At 47.5% G+C, this 24,573-nt stretch carries 22 protein-coding genes; 9 read left to right on the top strand and 13 right to left on the bottom strand.

The window, feature by feature from the left end:
* The first annotated feature begins 577 nt into the window (after window positions 1-577).
* On the top strand, window positions 578-961 hold the full coding sequence (locus KDD36_08805) for a GxxExxY protein (protein ID MCB0396739.1): 384 nt from the start codon (window positions 578-580) through the stop codon (window positions 959-961).
* Window positions 962-1,318: 357 nt separating this feature from the next.
* Here KDD36_08805 and KDD36_08800 read toward each other — a convergent pair whose 3' ends face one another.
* Complete coding sequence (locus tag KDD36_08800; protein MCB0396738.1) at window positions 1,319-2,332, bottom strand: aminotransferase class I/II-fold pyridoxal phosphate-dependent enzyme; 1,014 nt, start codon at window positions 2,330-2,332, stop codon at window positions 1,319-1,321.
* 61 nt (window positions 2,333-2,393) lie between these two features.
* Between KDD36_08800 and KDD36_08795 the strand changes: the two genes are divergently transcribed.
* Together KDD36_08795 and KDD36_08790 are read left to right on the top strand one after the other, a co-directional pair.
* Window positions 2,394-4,073, top strand: a complete 1,680-nt coding sequence (locus KDD36_08795) for a S8 family serine peptidase (GenBank protein ID MCB0396737.1) — start codon at window positions 2,394-2,396, stop codon at window positions 4,071-4,073.
* A 3-nt stretch (window positions 4,074-4,076) separates the two neighbouring features.
* Window positions 4,077-4,778 (top strand): hypothetical protein, encoded by a 702-nt coding sequence (locus KDD36_08790; GenBank protein ID MCB0396736.1) that lies wholly within the window; start codon window positions 4,077-4,079, stop codon window positions 4,776-4,778.
* 164 nt (window positions 4,779-4,942) lie between these two features.
* Here the strand turns inward: KDD36_08790 and KDD36_08785 are convergent, their stop codons facing one another.
* The 3 genes from KDD36_08785 to KDD36_08775 all read right to left on the bottom strand — a co-directional run bounded on the left by KDD36_08785 (window position 4,943) and on the right by KDD36_08775 (window position 9,416).
* Complete coding sequence (locus tag KDD36_08785) at window positions 4,943-5,785, bottom strand: acetyl-CoA carboxylase carboxyltransferase subunit beta (protein ID MCB0396735.1); 843 nt, start codon at window positions 5,783-5,785, stop codon at window positions 4,943-4,945.
* Window positions 5,786-5,814: 29 nt separating this feature from the next.
* Window positions 5,815-6,873, bottom strand: a complete 1,059-nt coding sequence (locus tag KDD36_08780; GenBank protein MCB0396734.1) for a class I fructose-bisphosphate aldolase — start codon at window positions 6,871-6,873, stop codon at window positions 5,815-5,817.
* A gap of 173 nt (window positions 6,874-7,046) precedes the next feature.
* Complete coding sequence (locus KDD36_08775) at window positions 7,047-9,416, bottom strand: BamA/TamA family outer membrane protein (protein MCB0396733.1); 2,370 nt, start codon at window positions 9,414-9,416, stop codon at window positions 7,047-7,049.
* Window positions 9,417-9,519: 103 nt separating this feature from the next.
* Between KDD36_08775 and KDD36_08770 the strand changes: the two genes are divergently transcribed.
* The gene (locus KDD36_08770) at window positions 9,520-10,305 is read left to right on the top strand and encodes an RNA methyltransferase (protein MCB0396732.1); all 786 of its coding nucleotides are present in this window, start codon (window positions 9,520-9,522) and stop codon (window positions 10,303-10,305) included.
* On the opposite strand, the gene KDD36_08765 is transcribed toward KDD36_08770, so the two are convergent.
* The 5 genes from KDD36_08765 to KDD36_08745 form a co-directional block, all read right to left on the bottom strand.
* Window positions 10,286-11,011, bottom strand: a complete 726-nt coding sequence (locus tag KDD36_08765) for a PorT family protein (GenBank protein ID MCB0396731.1) — start codon at window positions 11,009-11,011, stop codon at window positions 10,286-10,288. The genes KDD36_08770 and KDD36_08765 overlap by 20 nt on opposite strands.
* Complete coding sequence (gene ubiE, locus KDD36_08760) at window positions 11,008-11,676, bottom strand: bifunctional demethylmenaquinone methyltransferase/2-methoxy-6-polyprenyl-1,4-benzoquinol methylase UbiE (protein ID MCB0396730.1); 669 nt, start codon at window positions 11,674-11,676, stop codon at window positions 11,008-11,010. Before ubiE ends, KDD36_08765 begins: the two co-directional genes overlap by 4 nt.
* 87 nt (window positions 11,677-11,763) lie before the next feature.
* Window positions 11,764-13,572: a hypothetical protein gene (locus KDD36_08755; protein MCB0396729.1), complete on the bottom strand. Its 1,809-nt coding sequence runs from the start codon at window positions 13,570-13,572 to the stop codon at window positions 11,764-11,766.
* Between the two features lie 45 nt (window positions 13,573-13,617).
* The gene (locus KDD36_08750; GenBank protein ID MCB0396728.1) at window positions 13,618-14,628 is read right to left on the bottom strand and encodes a D-glycero-beta-D-manno-heptose-7-phosphate kinase; all 1,011 of its coding nucleotides are present in this window, start codon (window positions 14,626-14,628) and stop codon (window positions 13,618-13,620) included.
* Between the two features lie 12 nt (window positions 14,629-14,640).
* Window positions 14,641-15,840: a pyridoxal phosphate-dependent aminotransferase gene (locus tag KDD36_08745; protein MCB0396727.1), complete on the bottom strand. Its 1,200-nt coding sequence runs from the start codon at window positions 15,838-15,840 to the stop codon at window positions 14,641-14,643.
* 135 nt (window positions 15,841-15,975) lie between these two features.
* On the opposite strand from KDD36_08745, the gene KDD36_08740 reads away from it, so the two are divergent.
* Genes KDD36_08740 through KDD36_08730 form a run of 3 tightly spaced genes read left to right on the top strand, consistent with a single transcriptional unit; the run spans window position 15,976 to window position 18,587 of the window.
* Window positions 15,976-16,503 (top strand): hypothetical protein, encoded by a 528-nt coding sequence (locus KDD36_08740; GenBank protein ID MCB0396726.1) that lies wholly within the window; start codon window positions 15,976-15,978, stop codon window positions 16,501-16,503.
* A complete protein-coding gene (locus tag KDD36_08735; protein ID MCB0396725.1) occupies window positions 16,500-18,077 on the top strand; it encodes a methylmalonyl-CoA mutase family protein in 1,578 nt (525 codons plus the stop codon). The genes KDD36_08740 and KDD36_08735 overlap by 4 nt, the downstream gene beginning before the upstream one ends.
* On the top strand, window positions 18,078-18,587 hold the full coding sequence (locus KDD36_08730; GenBank protein MCB0396724.1) for a DinB family protein: 510 nt from the start codon (window positions 18,078-18,080) through the stop codon (window positions 18,585-18,587).
* 78 nt (window positions 18,588-18,665) lie between these two features.
* Here the strand turns inward: KDD36_08730 and KDD36_08725 are convergent, their stop codons facing one another.
* From KDD36_08725 to KDD36_08710, 4 genes are all read right to left on the bottom strand, one after another.
* Window positions 18,666-18,974 (bottom strand): septum formation initiator family protein, encoded by a 309-nt coding sequence (locus tag KDD36_08725; protein MCB0396723.1) that lies wholly within the window; start codon window positions 18,972-18,974, stop codon window positions 18,666-18,668.
* 89 nt (window positions 18,975-19,063) lie between these two features.
* Window positions 19,064-20,689, bottom strand: coding sequence for an L-glutamate gamma-semialdehyde dehydrogenase (pruA, locus tag KDD36_08720; GenBank protein MCB0396722.1), 1,626 nt, complete (start codon window positions 20,687-20,689; stop codon window positions 19,064-19,066).
* Between the two features lie 118 nt (window positions 20,690-20,807).
* Window positions 20,808-21,194: a Co2+/Mg2+ efflux protein ApaG gene (apaG, locus tag KDD36_08715; protein MCB0396721.1), complete on the bottom strand. Its 387-nt coding sequence runs from the start codon at window positions 21,192-21,194 to the stop codon at window positions 20,808-20,810.
* A gap of 172 nt (window positions 21,195-21,366) precedes the next feature.
* The gene (locus KDD36_08710) at window positions 21,367-22,722 is read right to left on the bottom strand and encodes a DUF5103 domain-containing protein (GenBank protein ID MCB0396720.1); all 1,356 of its coding nucleotides are present in this window, start codon (window positions 22,720-22,722) and stop codon (window positions 21,367-21,369) included.
* 110 nt (window positions 22,723-22,832) lie between these two features.
* Here KDD36_08710 and KDD36_08705 point away from each other — a divergent pair, with 110 nt between their 5' ends.
* Both KDD36_08705 and KDD36_08700 read left to right on the top strand, forming a co-directional pair.
* Window positions 22,833-24,200, top strand: coding sequence for a Na(+)-translocating NADH-quinone reductase subunit A (locus tag KDD36_08705; GenBank protein ID MCB0396719.1), 1,368 nt, complete (start codon window positions 22,833-22,835; stop codon window positions 24,198-24,200).
* Between the two features lie 32 nt (window positions 24,201-24,232).
* A partial coding sequence (locus tag KDD36_08700) for an RnfABCDGE type electron transport complex subunit D (GenBank protein ID MCB0396718.1) occupies window positions 24,233-24,573 on the top strand: 341 nt, incomplete at its 3' end.

The following is a 24,573-nucleotide window of genomic DNA, read 5'->3' as shown; positions in this document are numbered from 1 at the left end:
AAATAATAAACACAGAGAGCACAAAGAAGGCACAGAGTTACACGGAGTACTTCATCTCAACACATCTCTCTGTGCAACTCTGTGAGAAACCTCCGTGCAGCTCTGTGATAGAAAAAAACCATGTTCACCATGAATCCAGAGAGGTTGCTTTTTTTAAAAATAATAAACACAGAGTCCACAAAGAAGTCACGGAGTTACACGGAGTACTTCATCTCAACGCATTCCTCTGTGCAACTCTGTGCAAACCTCCGTGAAACTCTGTGATAGAAAAAAGTCATGTTTGGAAAGAACCCAAAGAGGTTCTTTTTTTAATTGATAAGCACAGAGAACACAAAGAAGGCACGGAGTTACACAGGGTATGTCGTCTCAAAGCATCCCTCCGTGCCGATCTGTCAAAACCTCATGGTCATGTGTTAGTGAAATATCCTTTGCATTCGTAAATCCGGCATAATATCGGTTGTCTGATTCGGAAAAGTATAGAACTTACATTTTCTTGCTTATGTAAGACTTCTGGGTACATTTTCCTTTGGTATACATTACGGTCCATAGCTTTATACCGAATTACAAAGCCGTTGTTATGAAGGAAAATACGTTAACGGAATCAATTATTGGTCATGCCATTGACGTTCACAAACACTTTGGACCTGGTTTACTTGAGAACGTTTACAAAGAGTGTCTTTTTTATAATCTACTTAGTGCTGGTTTGCAGGTTGAAAAAGAATTGGCATTGCCGGTAAGCTACAAATCCGTTAATCTGGAGTGCGGTTATCGAATAGATCTTTTGGTAGAAAAGAAAATTGTAGTCGAGATCAAGAGTGTTGAAAAACTACGTGAAATACATTTTGCACAAACATTGACTTACCTGAAGCTAGGTGGATTTAAGCTGGGACTTTTGATCAATTTTAATGTATCCCTATTGAAACATGGGATAAATCGTGTGATTAATGGTTACTCCATTTAGCCGTATTTCGTAGATATATTGATGCCATTCTAATATCCGATGAAATACCTACCAAGCTTGCAAAACCTCCTCCGTGCAACTCTGTGAAAACCTCCGTGCAGCTCTGTGATAGAAAAAAACCATGTTCACCATGAATCCAGAGAGGTTCTATTTTTTAAAAATAATAAACACAGAGAACGCAAAGAAGGCACGGAGTTACACAGGGTATGTCGTCTCAAAGCATTCCTCTGTGCAACTCTATGATAGAAAAAAGTCTTGTTCGGAAAGAACCCAAAGAGGTTCTTTTTTTAATTAATAAGCACAGAGAACACAAAGAAGGCACGGAGTTACACGAGGTATGTTCCGTTTCCATTAAAATCAGAAGTCTTCCAGTGCCTGGCACACCGTATCAGTCATCTCATCATTTACATCCAGGTGTAAGACAAAACGGATGGTTTGAGGTCGAACAGAAAATGCCAGTATGTTGCGTGCTTTCAGATGATCCAGGAATTGCTGTGCATCAACATGTTCTTCCAAACGGAAAATAAGAATATTGGTGAAGGCATCCGAAACGTGATCAACATACGATAATGAATTGAGCTTTTCCGCCAGTTGTTTTGCCCTGCGATGGTCGTCCTTTAACAATGGAATGTTGTGCTCCAGTGCATATTTGCCTGCAGCGGCCAGGATACCCACCTGACGCATTCCTCCCCCCAAGGTTTTTCTGATTCGTCTTGCCTTTTCAATGAACTCCTTGTTACCAACCAATACGGAACCTATCGGACATCCCAGCCCTTTTGATAAGCATATAGATATGCTGTCTGTGTGTTTTCCGTATTCCCCGGATGCATCACCTGATGCTGTGAGGGCATTGAAAATACGTGCGCCATCCACATGAAAGATCAGGCCGTTTTTCCTGCATGCTTCTGACAATGCCTGCACCTGATCCAACGGATAATAATTACCTCCCGTCATATTACAGCTGTTTTCAATTACCACCATGCGGGTGATGGTATGCCAGTCCGTGGTTGTCTTGATATTGGCGATGATATCTTCCGGCAACAGTATCCCGTTTCTGCCGTGTACAGCGCGAATGGAAACACCTGATACCAGTGCCGGGGCACCGCCTTCGTAGTTATAAATGTGACTGAATTCATCGCATATGATCTCATCGCCGGGAACAGTATGCGCTTTGATCGCCACCTGATTGGCCATGGTTCCTGATGTGCAGAACAGACCGGCATCCATGCCAAAGCGTCCGGCCATATCATCTTCCAGCTCTTTAACCGTCGGGTCTTCCCGGAACACGTCGTCGCCGGTTTCCGCATTTATCATGGCTTGCAGCATGCCCGGAGAGGGCTTTGTCACTGTATCACTCCTCAGGTCGATCATGTTGTTCATCGCAGTATCTTTGTATCTTTAAAGGAATTCGGACATTGAAGCGTCTAATTTAATGGAAGGGAAAGGATTTAAAAAAACATTCCGGCTCCGGTCAGGGTACACGTTGTTTTTTGCGTTGTTTTTTTTGCTGACGGCTTCCTTTTCGTCCAATCATCCACCCTCAAAAAAATACTGGGTCTTTTTTACAGATAAGAAAGGGGTCACCTTTGACCCGTATTCCTACTTCACACCTCAGGCCATTGCAAGAAGAATATCTGCCGGGCTGCCCGTTTGCGATAGCACAGATTATCCGGTATCACCTGTTTACCTTGATGTTGTTTCTACCTATGCAGATTCTTCATGTATGGTTTTGCGATGGTTTAATGCGGTGGTTATATGGGCAAATGAGGATGATGCACAGACCATTCTTCAATTGCCATTTGTGTCTGAAGTCAGGCTGGTATCAACGGATGCGTCTGTTATGGCGGGAACCCAAGAACAACAGGTCCTCTCCGCTGCCCAAAAAATCGCACTACTGAAATTTCAGGTGAACCGAATGCAGGGGGAGCGGTTTGCAAAAGCTGGATTCACCGGAAAGGGTTTGCGTATTGCTATCCTGGATGCAGGATTTCCAGGTGTAAACATACGCCCTGAGTTCAAACATATCCGTGACCGAAACGGCATCATTGCCACTTACGACTTTGTAAGGAAACGGGAAGATGTCTATCATTACAGCCCTCATGGCTCCATGGTGTTGTCGTGTATCGGCGGCATCAGCGATACGATTCCCATAGGTATGGCAACCGGAGCGGATTTTCTGCTGGCACGCACTGAAAGTGTGATGCATGAAAGATTTTCTGAAGAAGAGAACTGGCTGGCGGCAGTAGAGTGGGCGGATCGCAACGGAGCGAATATCCTCAATAGTTCCCTGGGCTATACCTCGCAAAGGTATTTTCCGGAAGATATGGACGGCCAAACGAGTCTGATTGCCCGGGCTGCAAACATGGCTGCGGCTAAAGGGATACTGGTGGTGAGTGCGGCAGGGAATGAAGGTAAAAGTCAATGGAGACACATCACCAGTCCGGGTGATGCGGACAGTGCACTTTCCGTTGGTGCTGTGAATCCGTATGCGGATCTTCGAAGCGATTTCAGTTCATATGGTCCTACGGCAGATGGACGTGCAAAACCGAATGTCAGTGCACTGGGGACGGTGATGGCTGCAGGACCTGACGGGTTGGAGGAAACTTCCGGCACCTCCTTTGCATCTCCCCTGGTGGCTGGATTTGCAGCATGTGTATGGGAAGGTAACAGCAATCTTACCAATATGCAGTTGCATGAAAAGATTCAGCAATCGGGACACCTTTATCCGTATTACGATTACGCCCATGGTTATGGTATTCCACAGGCATCATACTTTACTGAAACGAATGTACCCGTTGCCAGCCCGACATTTGAGTTTGCCGATTCGGTTTCGAAGTTCATTTCCGTACATATAGACCACCGCTTCTTTGAACCCGACACGATCATTACCAGTGCAGGTGAGGACAGAGATACCATAATACAGGATAAACCTATGAAGGGTAAGTGGAATCTTTATTACCACATCACCGATACCACGGGCAGGATCAGGTATTATTCGGTAATCAGGGTCCGGGAAGCTGAGCCTTTAACCCTTGGTCTGTTCCGCTTCCAGCCCGGCGAATCCCTGTCCGTTCATTTTGAAGGCTATACCCGAACATATCTATTTAAATAAGTTATGAGAAAGCATCTTTTGTTATTTTTTCTGTTCGTTTGCTGTCTGCCGCTCGCAGGCAGTAGCCAGACTGTTTTACTGGATATAGATGTGGCAGGAGATACTGTTCCGCCCACCAAGGGAAAAAACCTCAAGCACTTTGTACATATGTACATGTCGTATGGTTTTATAGGTGGGATCATGGAAACCGGTGCGCGTATCCGACCGGAAAGCAGCAGTTTTTATGAATTCGGCTTCCGGTATAAGCGAAAGATTTCACCAACTATTGCGACGGGATTGGAGCTTGCATATCGCAACGACGTTTATAACCTGAGACAGGAAAAGGGAAAGGTGATACCGGACACCGTCTTGCATAACAGGGAAAAATTGAGTTTTCATATCCTGAATCTCGGTTGGTACATGCGCGTTAACTACGGCAAGCGTGGCAACAGCATCGGACATTTTGTGGATGCAGGTACCTATTCCGATGTGAATGTTCATTTCACCCATTTCACCCAGGACAAATACCCGGATGGAAGGATTGTTAAAACCACTACTCAGGGTTTGGGCATAGAAGAACTTCTGAGCTTTGGGTTGGTGGGCCGATGGGGTTTCGGCAACCTTGTGATTACAGGGAGATACCGTTTGACAGATGCATTGAAACCATCAACCGGCCTGCCTGATCTTCCGAAAGGTCAACTGGGCTTGCAACTGGGATTTCATTAGGGGATGTATGATGTGGTGATTTAGTGATTGGGTAATGTGATAATTTGAAAATGTGATGCTGCCCCATGATGTAAAACCAGACTGCCAGATACGACAATCATAATATTGCCATGCTGACGCGGATTTGCAATTCGTGTTAAGTCTGTAATGAAATGTCTGTTGGCCTACTTGAAATGTCGGATCATCAGGGCGATGTTCGACTTGAGGTTTTTACGCTCCACGATGTAGTCGAGGAAGCCATGTTCCTTTACAAACTCGGCGGTTTGAAAACCTTCCGGCAGGTCTTTGCCGATGGTTTCTTTCACAACACGTGGTCCGGCAAATCCGATCAATGCACCTGGTTCTGCAATATTGATGTCACCAAGCATAGCAAATGATGCTGTGACGCCACCGGTGGTGGGGTCGGTTAGCAGAGAGATGTAAGGAATGCGTTTTTGTGCCATGAGACTCAGCATGGCTGAGGTCTTTGCCATTTGCATGAGGGAAAAGGCTGCTTCCATCATCCTGGCGCCACCGGATTTGGAGATCATCAGGAAAGGTGCCTTTCTGGCAATGGCATAGTCAATAGCCCTGGCGATCTTTTCTCCCACCACGGAACCCATGGACCCACCGATGAACTCAAAGTTCATGCAGGCGATCACGATGTTATGACGTTCGATCTTTCCGAATGCCGAACGGATGGCATCGCGTGAGAAGGTCTTCTTCTGGGATTGCTTAAGCCTCTCGGTGTATTTCTTGGTATCCTCGAAATGCAAGGGATCTGCAGATTCCAGGTCAGGATCCAATTCTTCGAATTTATTCTTGTCGAAAAGGATACGGAAATATTCATCCGGACCGATGCGCTGATGGTATTGACAGGAAGCGCATACATAGAGGTTTTCCTCATGATCCTGCATAGGAGTGATCTCCTTACACGATGGACATTTATACCACAACCCTTCAGGAGTCTCTTTCTTCTCCCGGGTGGTGGTTGTAATACCTTCTTTGATCCGTTTAAACCAACCCATGCTTTTTTCTATTTCTACCGGTGCGTTGCTCAAGCCAGTGTGATATCCTTGGCAAGGTAAACATCCTGAATGGCATTTAACAATGCAATACCTTCCTCCATGGGTTTCTGGAATGCCTTTCTGCCGGAAATGAGCCCCTGGCCGCCGGCCCGCTTGTTGATTACCGCTGTTCGTACGGCATCGGCAAGGTCGGAAGCACCTTTGGACTCTCCACCGGAATTGATCAACCCAACCCGGCCCATGTAGCAGTTCGCTACCTGATAGCGGCACAGGTCGATGGGGTGATCCGTTGTCAGTTCATCATATACTTTGGCATGCGTTTTCCCGAAATTCAGGGCTGTATAACCACCGTTATTGGTTGCAAGTTTTTGTTTGATCACATCCGCCTGAATGGTCACGCCCAGGTGATTCGCCTGGCCCGTGAGATCAGCGGCTGTGTGATAATCCTTTCCGTCCTTTTTGAAATTGCTGTTCCGCAGGTAGCACCATAAGATCGTGGCCATGCCTAATTCATGGGCGCGCTCAAAAGCTTCAGCCACCTCAACGATCTGCCGGGTAGACTCGTCCGATCCGAAGTATATGGTAGCTCCGACAGCTACAGCTCCCATATTCCATGCGTCTTCCACACTTCCGAACATCACCTGATCGAATTTGTTAGGATAGGTGATCAGTTCGTTGTGATTGATTTTGACAATAAATGGAATCTTATGAGCATATTTTCTTGAGACAGAAGCCAGTACGCCAAAAGTAGAGGCTACCGCATTGCAGCCACCTTCAATGGCCAGCTTCACAATATTTTCCGGGTCGAAGTAGATAGGATTCGGAGCGAATGATGCGCCGGCAGAGTGTTCGATGCCCTGATCCACCGGAAGGATGGACATATATCCGGTGCCGCCCAGACGGCCATGGCCGTAAAGGGCACCGAGACTTCTGAGGGTCTGATTATTACGTTGGGTTACGGAAAACATATCATCTACAAAATCAGGTCCGGCGTGATGAATGGTTTCCTTGGAAATGGTGCTGCACTTATGCTTCAGAAGGTGATCAGCCTGATCTCCTAACAGTGAAGCAATCTTATCAATCGACATGAGGGTTCATTTAAATTTTTGCTTGGCAAAGCTAACAAATTCTCGATTCTTAGGCCAAAGCTAATGTTCAATGCATTGAGGTACAGGAGTTACCTGTTGTGCGACGATTCACTTCTTGAGTTACAATGGTCATTCCCTTCGCTGCAATATAACTGTCAGATCACCATAAGGCATCAGAAAGGATAGCCGATACCAAGGTTCAGGTTCATGAAGGAATATTTACTGTTGTAGGTTTGTTTGAAGTCTGCCTTCCAGGCTTTGTCAAACATATGACCTACAACCAACCGTTCGCCTTCCGGAAAGGATGGATCCAACATTTTCAACCCCATATCCAGGCGGATGATAAAAAAGGTAAAGTCAAAACGTGCCCCAATACCTGACCCAACGGCCATTTGCTTGTAGAATGCAGAAGAAATCTCACCGCCCGGACGCCCTTCTTCCTTTCTTACCAGCCAGATATTGCCGGCATCAACGAAAACCGCGCCCTTCATGTATGAAATGATGTTGAACCGATACTCCAGGTTCGACTCAAATTTCACATCACCAATCTGATCAAAGGTAGATTGACCCTGGTATGCACCGGGTCCAAGTGATCGTACCCGCCATGCCCGAATGCCATTGGCACCGCCACCAAAAAAACTTTTCTCCAGGGGCATGACAGGTAGGTTGCCGTATGCCAGTCCCAAACCGCCGCTGATGCGTGCAACCAGTTGTCTATTCTTACCAATGGCGAAATAGTGCCGGTAGTCCAGATGCGTTCGGGCATATTGTGCATAGCGAACCCCAAAGAAAGTATAGCCTGAGCCGGTGTCCACTGCGCTTCCCATCGAACTGATGGCCCTGAGGAGGTTACCGGCCACTTCTCCATCCGCCCTGAAAAACGAGAAATCACGACCCTTTCGACCACTCTGATTGTTAAATACAAAGCTGTAACTGGTTCCTAATGTCATGTGGTCACTGTAACTGTTAAGCAGAAATATGTTCTTCCTTTCTTCAAGGATCTGTCGTGCAGCGGGGTCCAGTTCCACTTTTACAAAATTCAGATCCACCGGTGTGAGGGAGTGGTTTTTGAACTGCGTTTCTTTCCAGCGGTAGGTAAAGGATATGTTTCCTATTTTCCTCAGGAAGTCAGCGCGTTGCTGAAAGAAGTAGCCCACTTTAAGAATGGTTCTGGGCTCATATGTTCGTGATACGCCCCTGGACAGGAAGGGGATCAGGAGGTCAGGAACATGAATGGAGATTTCTGGTCCGAATTCGAGGGTATTGAATGGCGACTTATCGGGATTGATGGTGTCATTCTCCAATGTTAACGAACGCTGGGCTTCCAGTGCGCCTTTGAGTTTTACCTCCAGAATTTCTGCCCCCTTGAAGATATTCCGGTGCCGGTATACCAGGTTGCCTGCGATGCCAAGGTTGCCTCCCGAATGTGTGCCTTCCGTTTCAAGTGTGATGGATTGCAAGGCGATCGGTGTAAGGAATATGTGGGCATCGAGTACCTGCTTCTGACCGGAATCTTTGGGAAGGCTAAAGTCCAGGTTGATGAACTTGAATTGCTTGAGCGCAGATAGTCTTCGGTATGTGTAGTCCACTCCCTTTTCCTGGAACAGGTCATCTTTGCTAATGAACAAGACCTTGGTTAACGCTTCCGGCCGGAACTCCATCGGGCCTTTCTGAATGAACTCCACATCTTCAAAAGCGATCGTGTCACGTTCGTTTACTTCGGGTTGCAGCGGCTTATGTTTGGTATAAACATAGATATGGCCTATCTGATATGGCATATGGCGCCTTACATTGGCCGTATCGGTTTGCATTCCCCCCGGATTCTTGATGCCGAGTTCCAGGTCTACCGAGTGATTCCCCACGGTGGTATCTACCTTGAAGTAAATGTAATCCCGTGAAAAGAAATAATATCCGCGGTTACGTAGCTCTGTGGTGATCCATTTCCGTTCCGCATGGAGTTTGTCAACATTGTAAATGTCACCGGGGTGCAACACCGTCTGCACGGCAGACTCTCTTTTTACAATGTCATGGAGGACGGTATCTTCGATGGCAAACTTAACATGGCGAAGGGTGTAAGGCTCGCCGGATGTAATGGTGAAAAAGATCCTGGCTTTCTTTGATTTTGGATATGTCGCCACACTATCTTTCACCACTGCCCGGAAATAACCTTTGTTTTGCATGTATATTTCCAGTTGCCTCACGGACTTTCCCAATTGAAAGCTATCCAATACGACCGGTTCTTCTCCTATGGTCTTTCGCAGTGCTTTTCGGAGGCCTTTTTCTTTTTCATTCTTTCCTGCCATTTGATAGGCGGCCAGGTGAAAACGGAACAGCCCCAGTATTTTTTTATTCGGCTTTTGCTTGAGTATGCTGTGCAGATCGTCTTTGGCAACCCGGTCATCATCCACCCGGATCACGTTCTTTACAAGAAGATACTTTCCGTCTGGTAGCTTCTTCGCCGGACTGCAACGTGAGAGCATCACACCCAGGAGGAGAAGTGCGGAAGCGATCCGCAAGGATTGTTGTATTCGACGGGCGATCATTGACGTATGCAAATTTACTATATTCACCGCAGCTACGTGTAAGACAACATGCATATTCCAGGTCTCCCGAACGGATGCCTCAGGTGCATTTGTCCGCAAGAATATGGAAATACTCAGCAAAGCAAAAACGCGCTGGCTTAAAAGCCTTCGTATAAAAAAACACAGGGAAGCATCAGGATATTTCGTTGTGGAAGGTGCCAAGATCATTTCGGAAGTACTGGAAGCAGGTTGGAATGTATCGCTGATTGTTGCTGGTCAGCATGTGGATGAGGATATAATCACCAAGGCTGGGATGCAGAACGTGATGGTTTGCACTGCGGATGAGTCAACGATAAGGGAGTTGTCATCCCTTTCCACGCCACCGGGGCTGATGGCAGCGGTAGCCTTTCCTGAAACTCCTTCTATTGAAACACTCAAATTCTCAGGTACCTATTTGTACTGCGATGGGATTCGGGATCCGGGCAACCTGGGAACCATACTTCGCTGTGCCGATTGGTTTGGACATGGGGCACTGATCTGTTCACCCGATTGTGCCGAGGTATGGAATGCAAAGACCCTGATGGCCAGCATGGGATCTTTCTTGCGTGTGCCCGTTTTGTCTGCGGATGGTGCCACATTCTTTGCAGCGGCAAAGGCGAAGGGTTATGCTATTTGCGGATCGGTGATGGACGGTATGGATATTTACGATCACAACATTGTCAGAGATACCATACTGGTGATTGGGAATGAATCGGAAGGCATCAGGCCGGAACTCATGGCTTTTCTGGATCAAAAGGTGAGCATACCGGGAGGGAAGCCGGGGCAACCCCATGCGGAATCCCTGAACGCAGCAATGGCCGCAAGTATCCTTTCCGCAGAATGGTTCAGGGTTACTCGAAGTAAAAAGTAAACATGAAGATCTTTGAGCGCAGGGAGCTGATTGCCTGAGAGTACACCTCGTTATCTTTTACAAGTAAATTGGGTATTCCGTATCCAACCTTCAGCTCCGGTGTGAATTTGAAAAACTCCAGATAAAAGTCGATACCGATGCCCACTTCCATCATCACGTCTGCCTTACGGATCTTCACCAATGCCTCATCAGGCTTTAACAACTGATCCGTATCTTCTTGTGAGGCCAGGTCAAATGCAAAATTAGGACCACCCACCAGGTACACACGGTAATTGTTTACCCTGGCAGAGCGGTACTTGAAGTTAAAGGGAAACATCAGGAAGGTGCTCTCCACCTTCTTTTTTACTTCGCGGATCTCATTCTTCGTTTGAAAATTGATCCGGTACTTGATATTTCGCTCTCCGAAAGAAAGGGTAGGGAGGAATCGCAGGTTCCAGTGTGAATTCATTCGAAGGTCAGATACGATGCCAAGAGAAAAGCCGGATTGTGCGCGGGTCTCAACGGATAAGACCGTATCCAGACTAAGAATATCCGGATCTGTTTTCAGGACAAAGTCACAGCTGTTAAGCCCCAGGAGGAAACCGAAATGCAATATCTGGTTATCGTAAACTGCCAGGTTCTTGGTGGTCGGGCGTTGTGCATACACATTAAGCGAACCCAAGAGGATCAAACCGGCGATCAACGTATTATGAAAGATGGTCTTCAATGTTTTTCACCAAGATAAATGGTGGCAATCCCAAACGTCACCGGAATACGTTTTACGGAGCGGAAGCCTGCATTGCTCAGCACGTCCAGGAATGCCTGCCCTTCGGGAAATTCCCTGACAGACTTTGGAAGGTATGAATAGGCAGTCGCATGCCGCGATACCTTTTTACCTATCCAGGGCATGATGGTGTTACAGTACAGGCCGAAAATCTGCTTCACCGGAAATCGCTTCGGGTTGGAAAATTCCAGCACAACGGCCTTGCCTCCCGGCCTGATCACCCGATGCATTTCCTTTAACCCCATATCCAGATGTTCGAAGTTCCTCACGCCAAAAGCAACGGTCACGGCATCAAAACTATTGTCCTCAAATGGCATATGTTCTGAGTCACCGTACATCAGTTCGATCTTATGTTCCAGATTTTTCTTCTTCACCTTCTCTTTTCCAACATCCAGCATTCCATTGGAGATATCAATGCCGGTCACCTTTGCGGGTTTTAGTGTCAGGGCTTGTATGGCAAAGTCTCCGGTTCCGGTAGCCACGTCCAATATCCGTTCCGGCCTGGTATCTTTTAGTTGACTCAGTGCTTTCTTTCTCCAGCCCACATCAATTCCCATCGACAGGATATGATTTAAAAAATCATATCTGGGTGATATGCTGTCAAACATATCGGAGATGACTTCCTTTTCTTTATTTATGGTAGCAGCCACAGTTCTTCAAATTTGGTGGGCAAAGATACGTAATACAAACGCCAATTAACCCACCGTAATTCTCGCACGCGGATAGTGGTAGTGAAAGCCGGTGGCCTTCTTTCCAAGGGTATGTAACAGTACGAGCACACCAACCCTCCCCATCAGCATGGTGGTCATCACGACCCATTGCCCATGGATAGAGAGTTGTCGTGTTACGCCAGTCGTTAATCCGGAAAGGGAAACCGCAGATACTTGTTCGAAAAATAAATTCATGACAGGAAATTCCGGTTCGGTAACCGATAAAGCAAAGCTTCCTATGATGATCACCGCCGCAAAGAAAATGACGATGGTAAATGCCCGGCTGAAAATCTCAAAGGGAAGGGTATGCCGTTCGAAATTCACTTCGTTTCTACCGCGAACGGTGGCCGCACCGGACACAAGGATGGTTGTAAATGTGGATGTTTTAACCCCGCCGGCCACCGATCCTGACGCTCCGCCGATAAACATGAGAATGATCATCACCATCAGCAGGGAATGAGAAACCCCGCCAAGGTCCAGGGTGCTGAACCCACCCGAACGATTGACCACCATGAACAAAGAAGTGATCACCCCCTCGGATATATTCTGGCCTTCCATTGAACTGCGGTGTTCCAGAAAGTATATGAATACAGTTCCTGCCATCGCCAGAAATAAGGCACTGATCATGGCTATGCGCGTGGGAATGCGTAGCCTCATCCACGGCATTTTTAGTCTCATTCTCAGATTCTTAATGCCAAACATATCCACGGCAGGCAGAAAACCCAATGCACCCGCGAATACCAGACCAATGATCACCAATTGAAATATATATGCCTCTTTCAGATACGGATGAAGGAACCCTCCGGGAAACAAGGTGAATCCGCCGTTGTTAAAGGCCGACACGGCATGAAAAAAGGAGTAGAAAACTTTTTGCCCTGAACTTCCGAAGGGGATGGATTTATCCCAGAGAAAGAACAGACAGATGGCGCCCCCGATCTCTGCCACCAGGCAGTAAGTAAGTAGGCTCCTGAGAATTCCGTCCTTGCTGAAGAGACGATTCAGGCTCTGGAAATCTTCCAGCAGAGAGATCGTGTTGCCTTTTACACCTGAAATGTAATGTGTGGAGATGTAGGTGGCAAATGCGAGAATATTGATGCCGCCCACCTGCATCAGAAATAAGATCACAATGTGCCCTTTGTAAGTGAGTTCGGTGGAGATGTCCAGCACAGAAAGCCCGCAGAGTGTAACGGCGCTGATACTGGTAAACAACGACTGCATGACGGACAATCCGCCACTGTGTGTGGTGCATTCCGGAAGCAACAACAGGCATGCACCTAATAATATCCAGAAAAGATATCCGGTCATGATCAGTCTGACAGGTCCGGAATCAGCCAGAAAGAGCTGAAAAGTGTTATGGTTGAGTTCGATCCCGATGATGATGAGCAGATACAACTGAACAAACAGCAGGTAAACGGGCGTGATGTTCTCAAACCCCATTTTAAAAAAGATAAGGTGCACGAGAGGAACCTGGAATATAAAGGAACTGATGCCATCAAGGAGCACAAGTACCATGAGCAGTCCTTCAAACCAGGTCTTCCTGAGGAAGTCCGGAACATCAAATGTATAAATGATGCGGAATGCGTAATGAATGACAAAGAAGGCCAGACTGAATCGAACCAGGGAAAAGGCTTGCTGTTTGCTTTCCTGGTCCTGCGGGAAGCCATAGGAATAGATCAGCGTACCCAGTCCCACCAGGGCCACAGCCAGTCCGGACAAACGCAAGACTTTTGAAGCACTGTCTCGCGAGTGATAAATCTTTAAATTGACTTTCTCCCTGAACGACTGATACGTCATGCTATGGAAAAACGGTTAGTAATTTATGGTACTGCCTCCTGCCTACTACCTCCTGCCTACTCCAAAATACCTCCCAGCCTCTGCCTTAAGCCGCTCTACCTGTACGGTGACAACCCCTGGACTCTCACATACCAATCCGCCAGCCAGGTTGGCCAGTGCTCCCGCCGAAACGGGATTCAGCCCTGAAATCAAGGCGAGTGTGGCCACGCTGATTACCGTGTCACCTGCTCCCGATACATCGGAGATGTCTCTCACAACGGCAGGAATATGTTCAAAACCATTCGGACTGCTAACGGCCATACCATATTCCGCAAGCGTTACCATAACAATCTCATGCGACTGCGATTCCCTGAATGATTCCATCGCTTTCTTCAATCCTGGAATGTCCTTTCCGCTAAGTGGTTGTCCGATCCCTTCCGAGAGCTCCCGAAGATTCGGTTTGAACAAGGATACACTTCGGTAGGACATGAACTGGTCTTTCTTCGGATCCACGGCAACGGGGATTTTCAGTGCACGACATTTTGCGATGACGGCGGAAATGAGTGTCGGTGTGAGTATCCCTTTGTCATAATCCTCGAAGATGACTGCTCCGATGCCACCTCCCTCAAGCTGTTTTGTAACTGCTTGAACGATGGAGGCCTCTTCCTTTTCAGACAAAGGCTTGATGGATTCTTCATCCACTCTGAGCATCTGATGGTGGTTTCCTAATATTCTTGATTTGACGGTCGTGATGCGTTCATCGCTTTGCTGCATACCCGCGCCGTCCAATCCCGCCTTGGCGAAAAGATCAAGACATACGGAACCATTCTCGTCATTCCCCACCACAGAAAAAACCATGGCTGTTGCTCCGAGCGCCTGAAGGTTCCTGGCCACATTGGCCGCACCTCCAAGCCGGTATTCCTTTTGCGAAACCGAGACAATGGGAACCGGCGCTTCCGGAGAAATGCGCTGAACATTTCCCCGCCAGTAGGCATCTACCATCACATCACCCAACACCATCACCGTTTGTCCGGCCATGGTATTGAACAGGGTTTCTATGTTTGAAGACGCACTCAACCGGTCGTCAGATCATGATAATTTTGAAAGTGCATTCTTCAATCTGGAAAAGGCATCTCGTAATTTGTCTTCGGAAGTGGCATATGAAAGCCGGATATACTCCGGTGCACCGAATGCATCACCGGGAACAGCAGCGACATGTGCCTCTTCAAGTAAATACATGCACAGGTCATTCGCATCGTTGATGGTGACATTGCCTGTTGACTTACCGAAGTAATCAGAGATTTCAGGGAAAAGATAAAATGCACCTTCGGGCTTGTTTGCTTTCATTCCGGGAATCTCTTTCACCAGTTCCAGCACCAGGTCACGGCGTTTGCGGAAGGTATCAACCATTTCCTGAAGCTCTGATGGATCCATTTCTACGGCTCGTTGGGCAGCTTTTTGTCCGATGGAACAGGTTGCTGAAGTGATCTGTCCCTGCATTTTGTCGCAGGCTTTTGCAATCCATTCCGGTGCAGCAATGTAACCGAGCCTCCATCCGGTCATGGAATATCCTTTCGAACAACCGTTGATGATAATGACCCGGTCACGGATGTTGTCAAACTGGGCAATGGATTCATGTTTGCCTGAGAAATTGATGTACTCATATATCTCATCGGAGATCACAAATACATCAGGATGTTTGGCCAGCACATCGGCCATCGCTTTCAGCTCTTCTTTGGTGTACAAACTTCCCGTTGGATTGCATGGGGAGCTGAAAATAAGAAGTCTGGTCTTGGGTGTAATGGACTCTTCCAGCTGCGCAGCAGTGATCTTGAAGTCATTTTCGATACCGGATTTAACAATCACGGGTGTTCCTTCCGCCAGCTTGATCACCTCTATGTAGCTTACCCAATATGGAGCGGGCACCACCACTTCGTCACCTGGGTTGATCAGACACATTACCACGTTGGCGATAGACTGCTTGGCACCGGTGGACACCACGATCTGTGATGCTTTGTAATTGAGATTGTTGTCGCGCTTAAGCTTGCCGGCAATCGCTTCCCGCAGTTCCTGATAACCTGAAACATGCGTGTAAAACGTAAAATCGTCATCGATGGCTTTCTTCGCTGCCTGCTTGATCACGTCCGGGGTTTTGAAGTCCGGTTGACCCAGACTCAGACTGATGACATCCACTCCCTGTTCTGCCAGCTCTCTTGCTTTTCGAGCCATGGCAATGGTTTGCGATTCGGAAAGTGCTTGCATGCGGTTGGCTAAACGCTCCATAAACAATACCTGTTAGTGTAAAAAATATAGGATATAATGTGGTGCAAAGCTAAGAATTAATGTGATTGAGAACGGGCATCTCCTTTCCCCGGAATGACTTTTTTTACGATATTTAGCCAATCAAAACCGACCCCCATCCTTATGGACGCTATTTTTGAGATCCTGAAGTTGATCCTCCCGGCAGTGGTGGTCTTCTTCACCGCCTTTTACACCCTGAAGAACTACCTGGACAACGAGCAGAAGCTGAAGGCCATGGAAATAAGAAAGGCAGGGCAGGAGACTACCATGCCCATCCGTATGCAAGCCTACGAGCGGCTGACCCTTTTTCTGGATCGCCTGCATCTGCAAAAGCTGGTTATGCGTGTGCATGGCGACAAGGTAAAGACCGCAAAGCAATTCCACAGTGACCTGCTCAATGCCATCCGGAGTGAATTCGATCACAATATCACACAACAGATCTATGTGTCCGCCAAAGCCTGGGAAGTCACAGAAAGGGCTAAAGATGAAATGATCAAACTGGTGAACCTGGCTTCCACCCAGCTGGAAGACAATGCCACTGGACTGGACCTCAGCAAGACCCTTTTCAAGATGGGCGATGAGCTTGAGCAATTGCCAACCACTTACGCGCTGGCTATTGTAAGGAATGAAGCCCGCAAGTTATTTGCATGAAAGAGAAAACGAAAGAACAGCACAAAGAGCGTAAAGCTTCCTTTGATACAGATGCGGGCATCTCTATCGACCGTGTATACGGCCCCGCGGATATAGAGCAACCAGGAACTTTCCCCTACACACGTGGCGTTCAACCGGACATGTACCGGTCCAGGTTATGGACCATGCGCCAGTATGCGGGATTCTCCACAGCAGAGGAATCCAACAAACGATACCACTACCTGCTTAACAACGGAACCACCGGACTCTCGGTGGCATTCGATCTGCCCACTCAGATAGGCTATGACTCCGACCATGAATTATCGGAAGGAGAGGTAGGCAAATCCGGCGTCGCCATCGATACCCTGCGTGACATTGAGATCCTGTTTGATGGCATTTCTCTGGAAAAGGTATCCACCTCCATGACGATCAATTCTACCGCATCCATCCTGCTGGCCATGTACATCGCCCTGGCGAAGAAGCAGGGAGCGGATCTGAAAAATCTGTCAGGCACCATCCAAAACGATCTGCTGAAAGAATACGCCGCCCGTGGTACATACATTTACCCGCCTAAAGCGTCCATGCGTATCATTACAGATATTTTTGATTTCTGTAGCAAAGAACTTCCGAAATGGAACACCATCTCAGTTTCCGGTTATCACATCAGGGAGGCGGGTTCCACGGCCGTGCAGGAACTGGCATTCACCCTGGCCAATGGAAAGGCCTATGTAAAAGCGGCGCAGGAGAAGGGACTGGACATCAATGTCTTTGCGCGCCGGATCTCTTTTTTCTTTAATGCACATAACAACCTCTTCGAAGAAGTGGCCAAGTTCAGAGCAGGCAGACGCATTTGGGCCAAGATCACCAAAGAACTTGGTGCTACCGACCCTAAGGCTCAGATGCTTCGCTTTCACACGCAAACAGGTGGCAGTACCCTGACAGCACAACAGCCACAAAACAATATTGTAAGGGTAGGACTGCAGGCACTGTCTGCCGTGCTCGGCGGAACCCAATCACTGCATACCAACGGATACGACGAAGCACTGGCCCTGCCTACCGAAGAAGCGGCCACTATTGCTCTCAGGACACAACAGATCATCGCACATGAAAGTGGTGTGGCCGATACTGTGGACCCATTAGCCGGTTCATATTTCGTGGAATATCTGACCGATGAGATGGAGCGGAAAACCATGGAATACATCGCCCGGATTGATGCGATGGGTGGTGCTGTACAGGCCATTGAAGACGGCTACATCCAAAAGGAAATTGCTCAGTCCGCTTTCCGCTATCAGGATGATATCGAGAAACAGAAAAAGATCATTGTGGGTGTGAATGCTTTTACAGGCGGGGAACAGGCGCATGGTGATCTGTTCCGTGTGGATGACAGTGTCCGTGATGAGCAGATCAAGAAATTGCACAAGGTAAAAGCGGAAAGAAACCAGGCGGAAGTGGACAATTCATTGCAGGCCTTGGAAGCCGCTGCAAGGGGAGAGCAGAACGTTATGCCCCATATTCTTAGCGCCACCGAAGCGTATGCCAGTCTGGGTGAAATTGCAGATGTCATGCGAAACGTATTCGGAGAATTCGAGGGATAAATGGACGTCCGCGAACATATCCTCACCCTGCAACATAACCGGGAAGTCTTTGCCAGTCTGCTGGCCCCTGTTCCGGATGACGAGGCGCACTGGAGACCGGAAGAAAACAAATGGTGTTTGCTGGAGATCGTATGTCATCTGATTGATGAGGAAAGGGAGGATTTTCGTGCACGTGTTGATCACGTCCTGCACAGGCCGGGACAGGCGATGCCTGGTATAGACCCGTCTGCCTGGGTCAGCGAAAGAAAATACATGGAGCGTGCCTTTGGGGAGATGCGGGAAGCTTTTCTGAAAGAGCGGGATGCATCTGTGAAGTGGCTTTGTGAATTAATTAACCCGGTGTGGGATAACGCCTATCAACACCCGAAACTCGGGTCCATGACTGCCAGATTGTTCCTGAACAACTGGGTGGCTCACGACATGCTGCACGTGCGTCAGATCATCCGCACACGGTATAAGTATCTTGAAAAATCCGGAGGTACTTCCCTGTCTTACGCCGGAGACTGGTGATATTTGGTGATGTGGTGATGTGGCGAACGGCCTACGGTCCACCGACCTTAAACTTTAGACCTTAAACCTTAAACCATTTCATTCTTCCACAATCACAAACACGTCCTCATTGTCTTTTTTCATGAGGTATTGTTCACGGGCGAACTTCTCCAGGTTTTCCGGGTCGCTCATGAGTTCTTTCATGCGCACCCGGTTGGCTTCATTCTCTTTGGTGAAATACGCCTGGTCTTCTTTCAACTGATTGAGTTTTCTGCGCTCCCGGACCTGCGAAATCAGATTATGGCGATCGAACACCAACATCCAGATGCAGAAAACCAGACTGGTTACCACGTACCAATTCTTCAGGTATGGTGATAAAAAATCTATCAGTTTGCGGAGCCGGTCCATATTAACAAAGGTATGACATTCACATCCGTCATACGTTGGCACCCCCTGTTCGGTTTTCAACAGGGAAATGAACAATCCGGCAGACGCGGTTACCCAAGGAATGGATAGCGGTAGTCTGTGGGCGGTACAAAGGTTTCTTTGATCGTCCTCGGAGAGAGCCAGCGCATCAGGTTCCATTTTGATCCGGCCTTATCGTTAGTGCCGGAAGCCCTGGCTCCACCGAAAGGTTGCTGGCCAACGACGGCACCAGTGCACTTATCGTTGATATAGAAATTCCCTGCGGCACCCGACAGTTTTTTGGTGGTGTGCTCAATGATGTAACGGTCGCCCGAGAAGATGGCACCGGTGAGTGCGTATGGAGAAGTCTCGTTCAGCACATCCAGGGTCTCTTCGTATTTGTCATCTTCATAAACATAAATGGTGATGATGGGACCGAAGAGTTCTTCGCACATGGTCACATATTTGGGATCGGTTGTTCTGACCACGGTGGGTTCAATGAAGTATCCCTTGGATTTGTCATAGCCACCGCCCACGATGATTTCCGCTTCTTTGTCGGCCTTGACGCGATCCAGGTAACCGGCCAGTTTGTCGAAGGATTTTTCATCGATCACGGCGTTCACGAAATTTGAAAAATCTTCGGTGCCGCCCATTTTAAAGGACTTCACATCCGCGACAACGGCTTCCTTTACCGCATCCCACATGCTTTTAGGAATGTATGCGCGGGAAGCAGCAGAACATTTTTGTCCTTGATATTCGAAGGCCCCTCTTGAGATGGCGGTGGCCACCTCCTTGGCATCCGCACTGGGGTGTGCAATGATGAAATCCTTTCCGCCTGTCTCACCAACGACCCGCGGATATGATTTATAGGTGGATATATTCTCACCGATCTTCTTCCAGATACCCTGAAAAACGCCGGTTGATCCGGTAAAGTGAAATCCGGCAAAGTCTGGATGAGATAATATAAGGTCACCCGCTACCGGGCCATCGGTAGGGATGAAGTTCACCACTCCATCAGGAAGGCCGGCTTTCTTGAATATCTCCATGATCACATAAGCTGCATAAACCTGTGTGTTGGCCGGTTTCCAGACCACCACATTTCCCAGCATGGCTGGGGCGGAAACCAGGTTTCCACCGATGGCGGTGAAGTTGAACGGACTGAGCGCAAAAACAAAGCCTTCGAGCGGACGGTATTCCAGGCGGTTCCACACTCCAGGCGACGAGATTGGCTGGTCTGCATAAATCTCTGTCATGTATTGTACATTGAATCTCAGGAAGTCGGCCAGTTCGCAGGCGGAATCAATCTCTGCCTGAAATACGTTCTTTGATTGGCAGAGCATCGTAGCCGCGTTGATGCGGTCCCGGTAAGGACCGGCCACGAGTTCCGCTGCTTTAAGAAAAATAGAGGCGCGATGTTCCCAGGCCATCTCAGCCCATGCGGAACGTGCCTTCAATGCTGCATCTATGGCTGCCTGCACATGACTTTTGTCTCCTTTATGAAAATGTCCGAGGCTGTGCTTGTGATCGTGAGGAGGTGCCATATTCACGGTCGTCTTTGTTCTGACCTCCTTGCCACCTATGATCATTGGGATGTCCATCTGGGATGCACGCATTTCTTCGATGGTCTTTTGCAATGATGCGCGCTCCGGACTTCCGGGTGTATAAGCTTTGATCGGTTCGTTTACAGCTTTCGGTACATGGTAAATTCCTTTGGGCATAACTCTCTCCGGTTTAGGGTATCAAAATTGTTTGTGCAAAACTGGCGAGAAAAAATGTATAAGCCAAAGCAATAGCAAGATCGCATTGCTAATGGAAAAAAAAGTATCGAAAAGGGGGTTAGTTAAGACGGAATGGGGCTTCCAGCTGGAACTCAGGGATGGTAACTTCGAACGGACTTCCATCCACATCGCTCACCATCAGGTATTTTCCGCGCATCAAACCAAAATCGGTAAGGAGGTTGCAAACCGATTCATAGCTATATTCTTCCCCCGGGTGAAGTACCGGACGATTTCCAACAACCCCTTCGCCTTCCACTTCCCGGTAATCTCCGTTGGAATCAATGATCTCCCAGTAGCGCCTTGTAAGTTGCACTGTTTGTTGACTTTCGTTGCGAATGGTAATGGAGTAGGAAAAGACAAAATGAGGCTGATCCGGATCTGAATATGCCGGTTCGTACTTGCTCTTAACGCTGATTTTAATTCCCTTTGTTACCTTGGTAAACATAGTTCCTGCGCATGTTTCCACTGCAATAATAACTAAAATCAATGAAACTTACCTTATCTGAATGGTAAGGAATTTCAACGTTTTTCAACAGTTTTTACACATTTGATGCCCGATGTTTGGCCAGTTGGAACGTTTGCAGAATCTTGAAACCGGAAATATTTCACTCGCGCTTTTACAATTTGTTCATGCTGTTAAATTGCAAAAAGCCTATCAGGTGATCGTAGTCTGAACCGAAGGGATGATCATATATAAGGATGATGTAATCATTCTCTGTTTCGGAGTGGGTGCCCTCTATCAGGGTTAGGTCCGCTTCGGTGAAACCCTTCTCCAGAAACGCATAGCTATAATTATAGTACCCTTGTTTGAGGTTTAGTTTGGCTTTGTAAGCCAGTCTTTCTTTATCAAAATGCATTCGGAATTGTTCCTTGCATTGCCAATCTGACAATGCGCCGAAAATAAACAGGTCGCCACCGTTGACCGGGTGGGCCATTGGTAGAGTAAATGTCACACCGACATAATCCGCATCGGTTTCCGGATCTCTGCCTTCCTGCACAGCGATGAGTCGACTGCCGTTCAGATCAGAATAACTGTAGTACCTTTTAAAGGAACGTTTTTCATCATTCAACAGGGTGATATGAAAACCTGAAGAATCGGATGTGATGTTTTTTATTCTTTCTGACCAATACCGGGTACTCTTTACATCAAAAAAGCGAAATTCATTGCCGCCGGGAAAGACATTATCCAGGTCATCATCGAAAATCAATACATCATCTTTTACAAACAAAGGCTTCATGTCAGTTTTTGCATTGTCCCACCGGCTATTTTGCAGAATTACGGTCTTCAATGCTCCGTAGGGATCTTCTATCCGATAGTTTCCCCTGTACACTTCAAAATCGATCTCCTGCTTATAGTTCATATCGTCGAGCCTGGAGGCGCGCTTGAGATCGGGCTTGATGGTTAGTTTGCGATCCAGTACAAGAAATCGCCTGGTAAACACCACCTGTTCGGGATCATTGCGGAGATATACCTTAATGATATAGTTACCCGAAATTGTAAACTGTACATCATTGTTGGGCAACCGCAGGCTGTAATGGGTGTATGTACGCAATGTGTTAAAGGAAGGGCGATAGTTCATGATCGGGTTATCGGAAAAGCCGGTCATGAATTCATCGGCCATCAAACCCGAAGGCTTCCAATCTGCTGTACAATGCACGAACCGATAAGAATAATCCTGATAAGCGGCATCCAGGTCATCAAAATGCAGTTCCAGGTTGTAACCGCCGCCAAGCTCCAGAAGAGGGAATGCCATCGGACTTCCCTCAGGATATAGCTGTATGGTTCGGATATTGTCAAAATTACACTGATTGATCAGCGCGTCACCCTGGGTAGTATAGATGCTGTCACGGGTGTTGGTTTCCGGTGGCAGTGCACGACACACACCACATAATAGCGTGAAGAAAATGACAATCAACTCCACTGAAAAATTATATCGCTGCTCAGGATGTGTCTGAGACAGGTTTCGTCTCATCCGTATATAGAAAGATGTCATTTATCTAATTTTGTGAAAATATGTTAAGAACCAAAAACAAATTTATAATTTTGAGGGCTTAACTGTTCCCGTTTTATTTACTGATGAGCATAACCAAGACAGTAAAAATCAGGAAGGGTTTGAACATCCCGCTAAAAGGCGAGGCTGATAAAGTTCATGGAACCCCTCCTTCTTCAGAGATTTTCGCAGTAAAACCAACTGATTTTCACGGAGTGCGGCCAAAGCTGGTCGTCAAGCAAGGTGATGAGGTACTTGCGGGTACACCATTGTTCTTCGACAAAGACAACTCCGAGATCATGTACACCTCGCCGGTTAGCGGTGAAGTGGCAGAAGTGGTCCGTGGTGAAAAACGGAAAATCCTGGAAGTTCGTATTCTGGCAGACAAACAGATCCGTTACGAATCGTTTGAAAAGGGCAATCCCGGTGAAATGTCCAGAGAGGCCATCCTCGCACTTCTATTGAAAAGCGGGACGTGGCCAATGATCAGACAACGCCCGTTGGATATCGTGGCCAACCCGAACGAAAAGCCCAAGGCTATTTTTATTTCGGCATTCGACACAAATCCGTTGGCGCCTGATATGGATTTTATCGTGCATGGCCATGGTGAAGATTTCCAGGCAGGTATCGATGCGCTGGCTAAGTTAACAGACGGCCGTGTACACCTGAATGTAAAGAATGAACAAGGAGCTTCGAAGATATTTCTGGAAGCCAGGAATGTTCAGATCAATAAGGTTTCCGGGCCGCACCCCGCAGGGAATGTGGGTGTGCAGATTCATCACATAGACCCCATTAATAAAGGAGATGTGGTGTGGTTTTGTGCTCCTGCAGATGTATTGACCATTGGCCGGCTATTCCGCCATGGTCGTTTCGATGCTTCCAGAACCATCGCTCTTACCGGTTCCGGAGTAAAAAAACCACAGTACTATAAAACCATGATCGGAGCGGGGCTAAAGAACCTGCTGGCTGAGCATACAGGAGAGGACAACTACCGTGTCATCAGCGGAAATCCTCTGACCGGCACTCAGATCAGCAAAGACGGCTTCCTTGGGTTTTATGATGCCCAGGTGACCGTCCTGAAAGAAGGCAATGAATTCGAGTTCATGGGATGGCTTGCCCCCGGATTTAACAAGTTTAGCCTGTCGCGCACCTTTCCGAGCTGGATGATGCCGGGTAAGAAGTACGATATCGACACCAACCTTCATGGGGAGGAAAGAGCATATGTTGTTACCGGCCAGTATGAAAAGGTCTTTCCGATGAATATTTATCCGGTACACCTCATAAAGGCCATTATGGTAGGCGATATAGAACTGATGGAGAACCTCGGTATTTATGAAGTCGCTCCCGAAGATTTTGCATTGTGCGAGTTTGTCTGCACTTCTAAAATAGATGTTCAGGATCTGGTCCGTGAAGGATTGGATCTGATACGGAAGGAAAATACACCGACCGAACATCACTGATCTTGATTTAAGGGTATAAAAACAACATCGCCTTGAAATTCCTTAGAAACATACTTGATAGTGTAAAGCCTAACTTTGAGAAGGGCGGAAAGTTTGAAAAGTACTTTCCGGTCTTCGATGGCTTTGAGACATTTTTATTTGTTCCAAATCATGTAACCCACAATGGTTCACACATCCGGGACTCCATCGATCTGAAAAGAACAATGATCACGGTGGTATTAGCCCTCATGCCCTGCCTGTTATTCGGGCTGTGGAACACGGGACATCAGCATTTCCTGGCATTAGGGGAGATGACCGACCGGGGAGAAGGCTTTATGGATAAGATCCTGTTCGGTCTTATCATGGTATTGCCGATTATCGCTGTATCATACAC

The organism is Flavobacteriales bacterium (assembly GCA_020435415.1).
Lineage (GTDB): Bacteria > Bacteroidota > Bacteroidia > JACJYZ01 > JACJYZ01 > JACJYZ01.
Note: the sequence above shows the minus strand (reverse complement) of the source record. Positions and strands in the feature narration are given on the sequence as shown.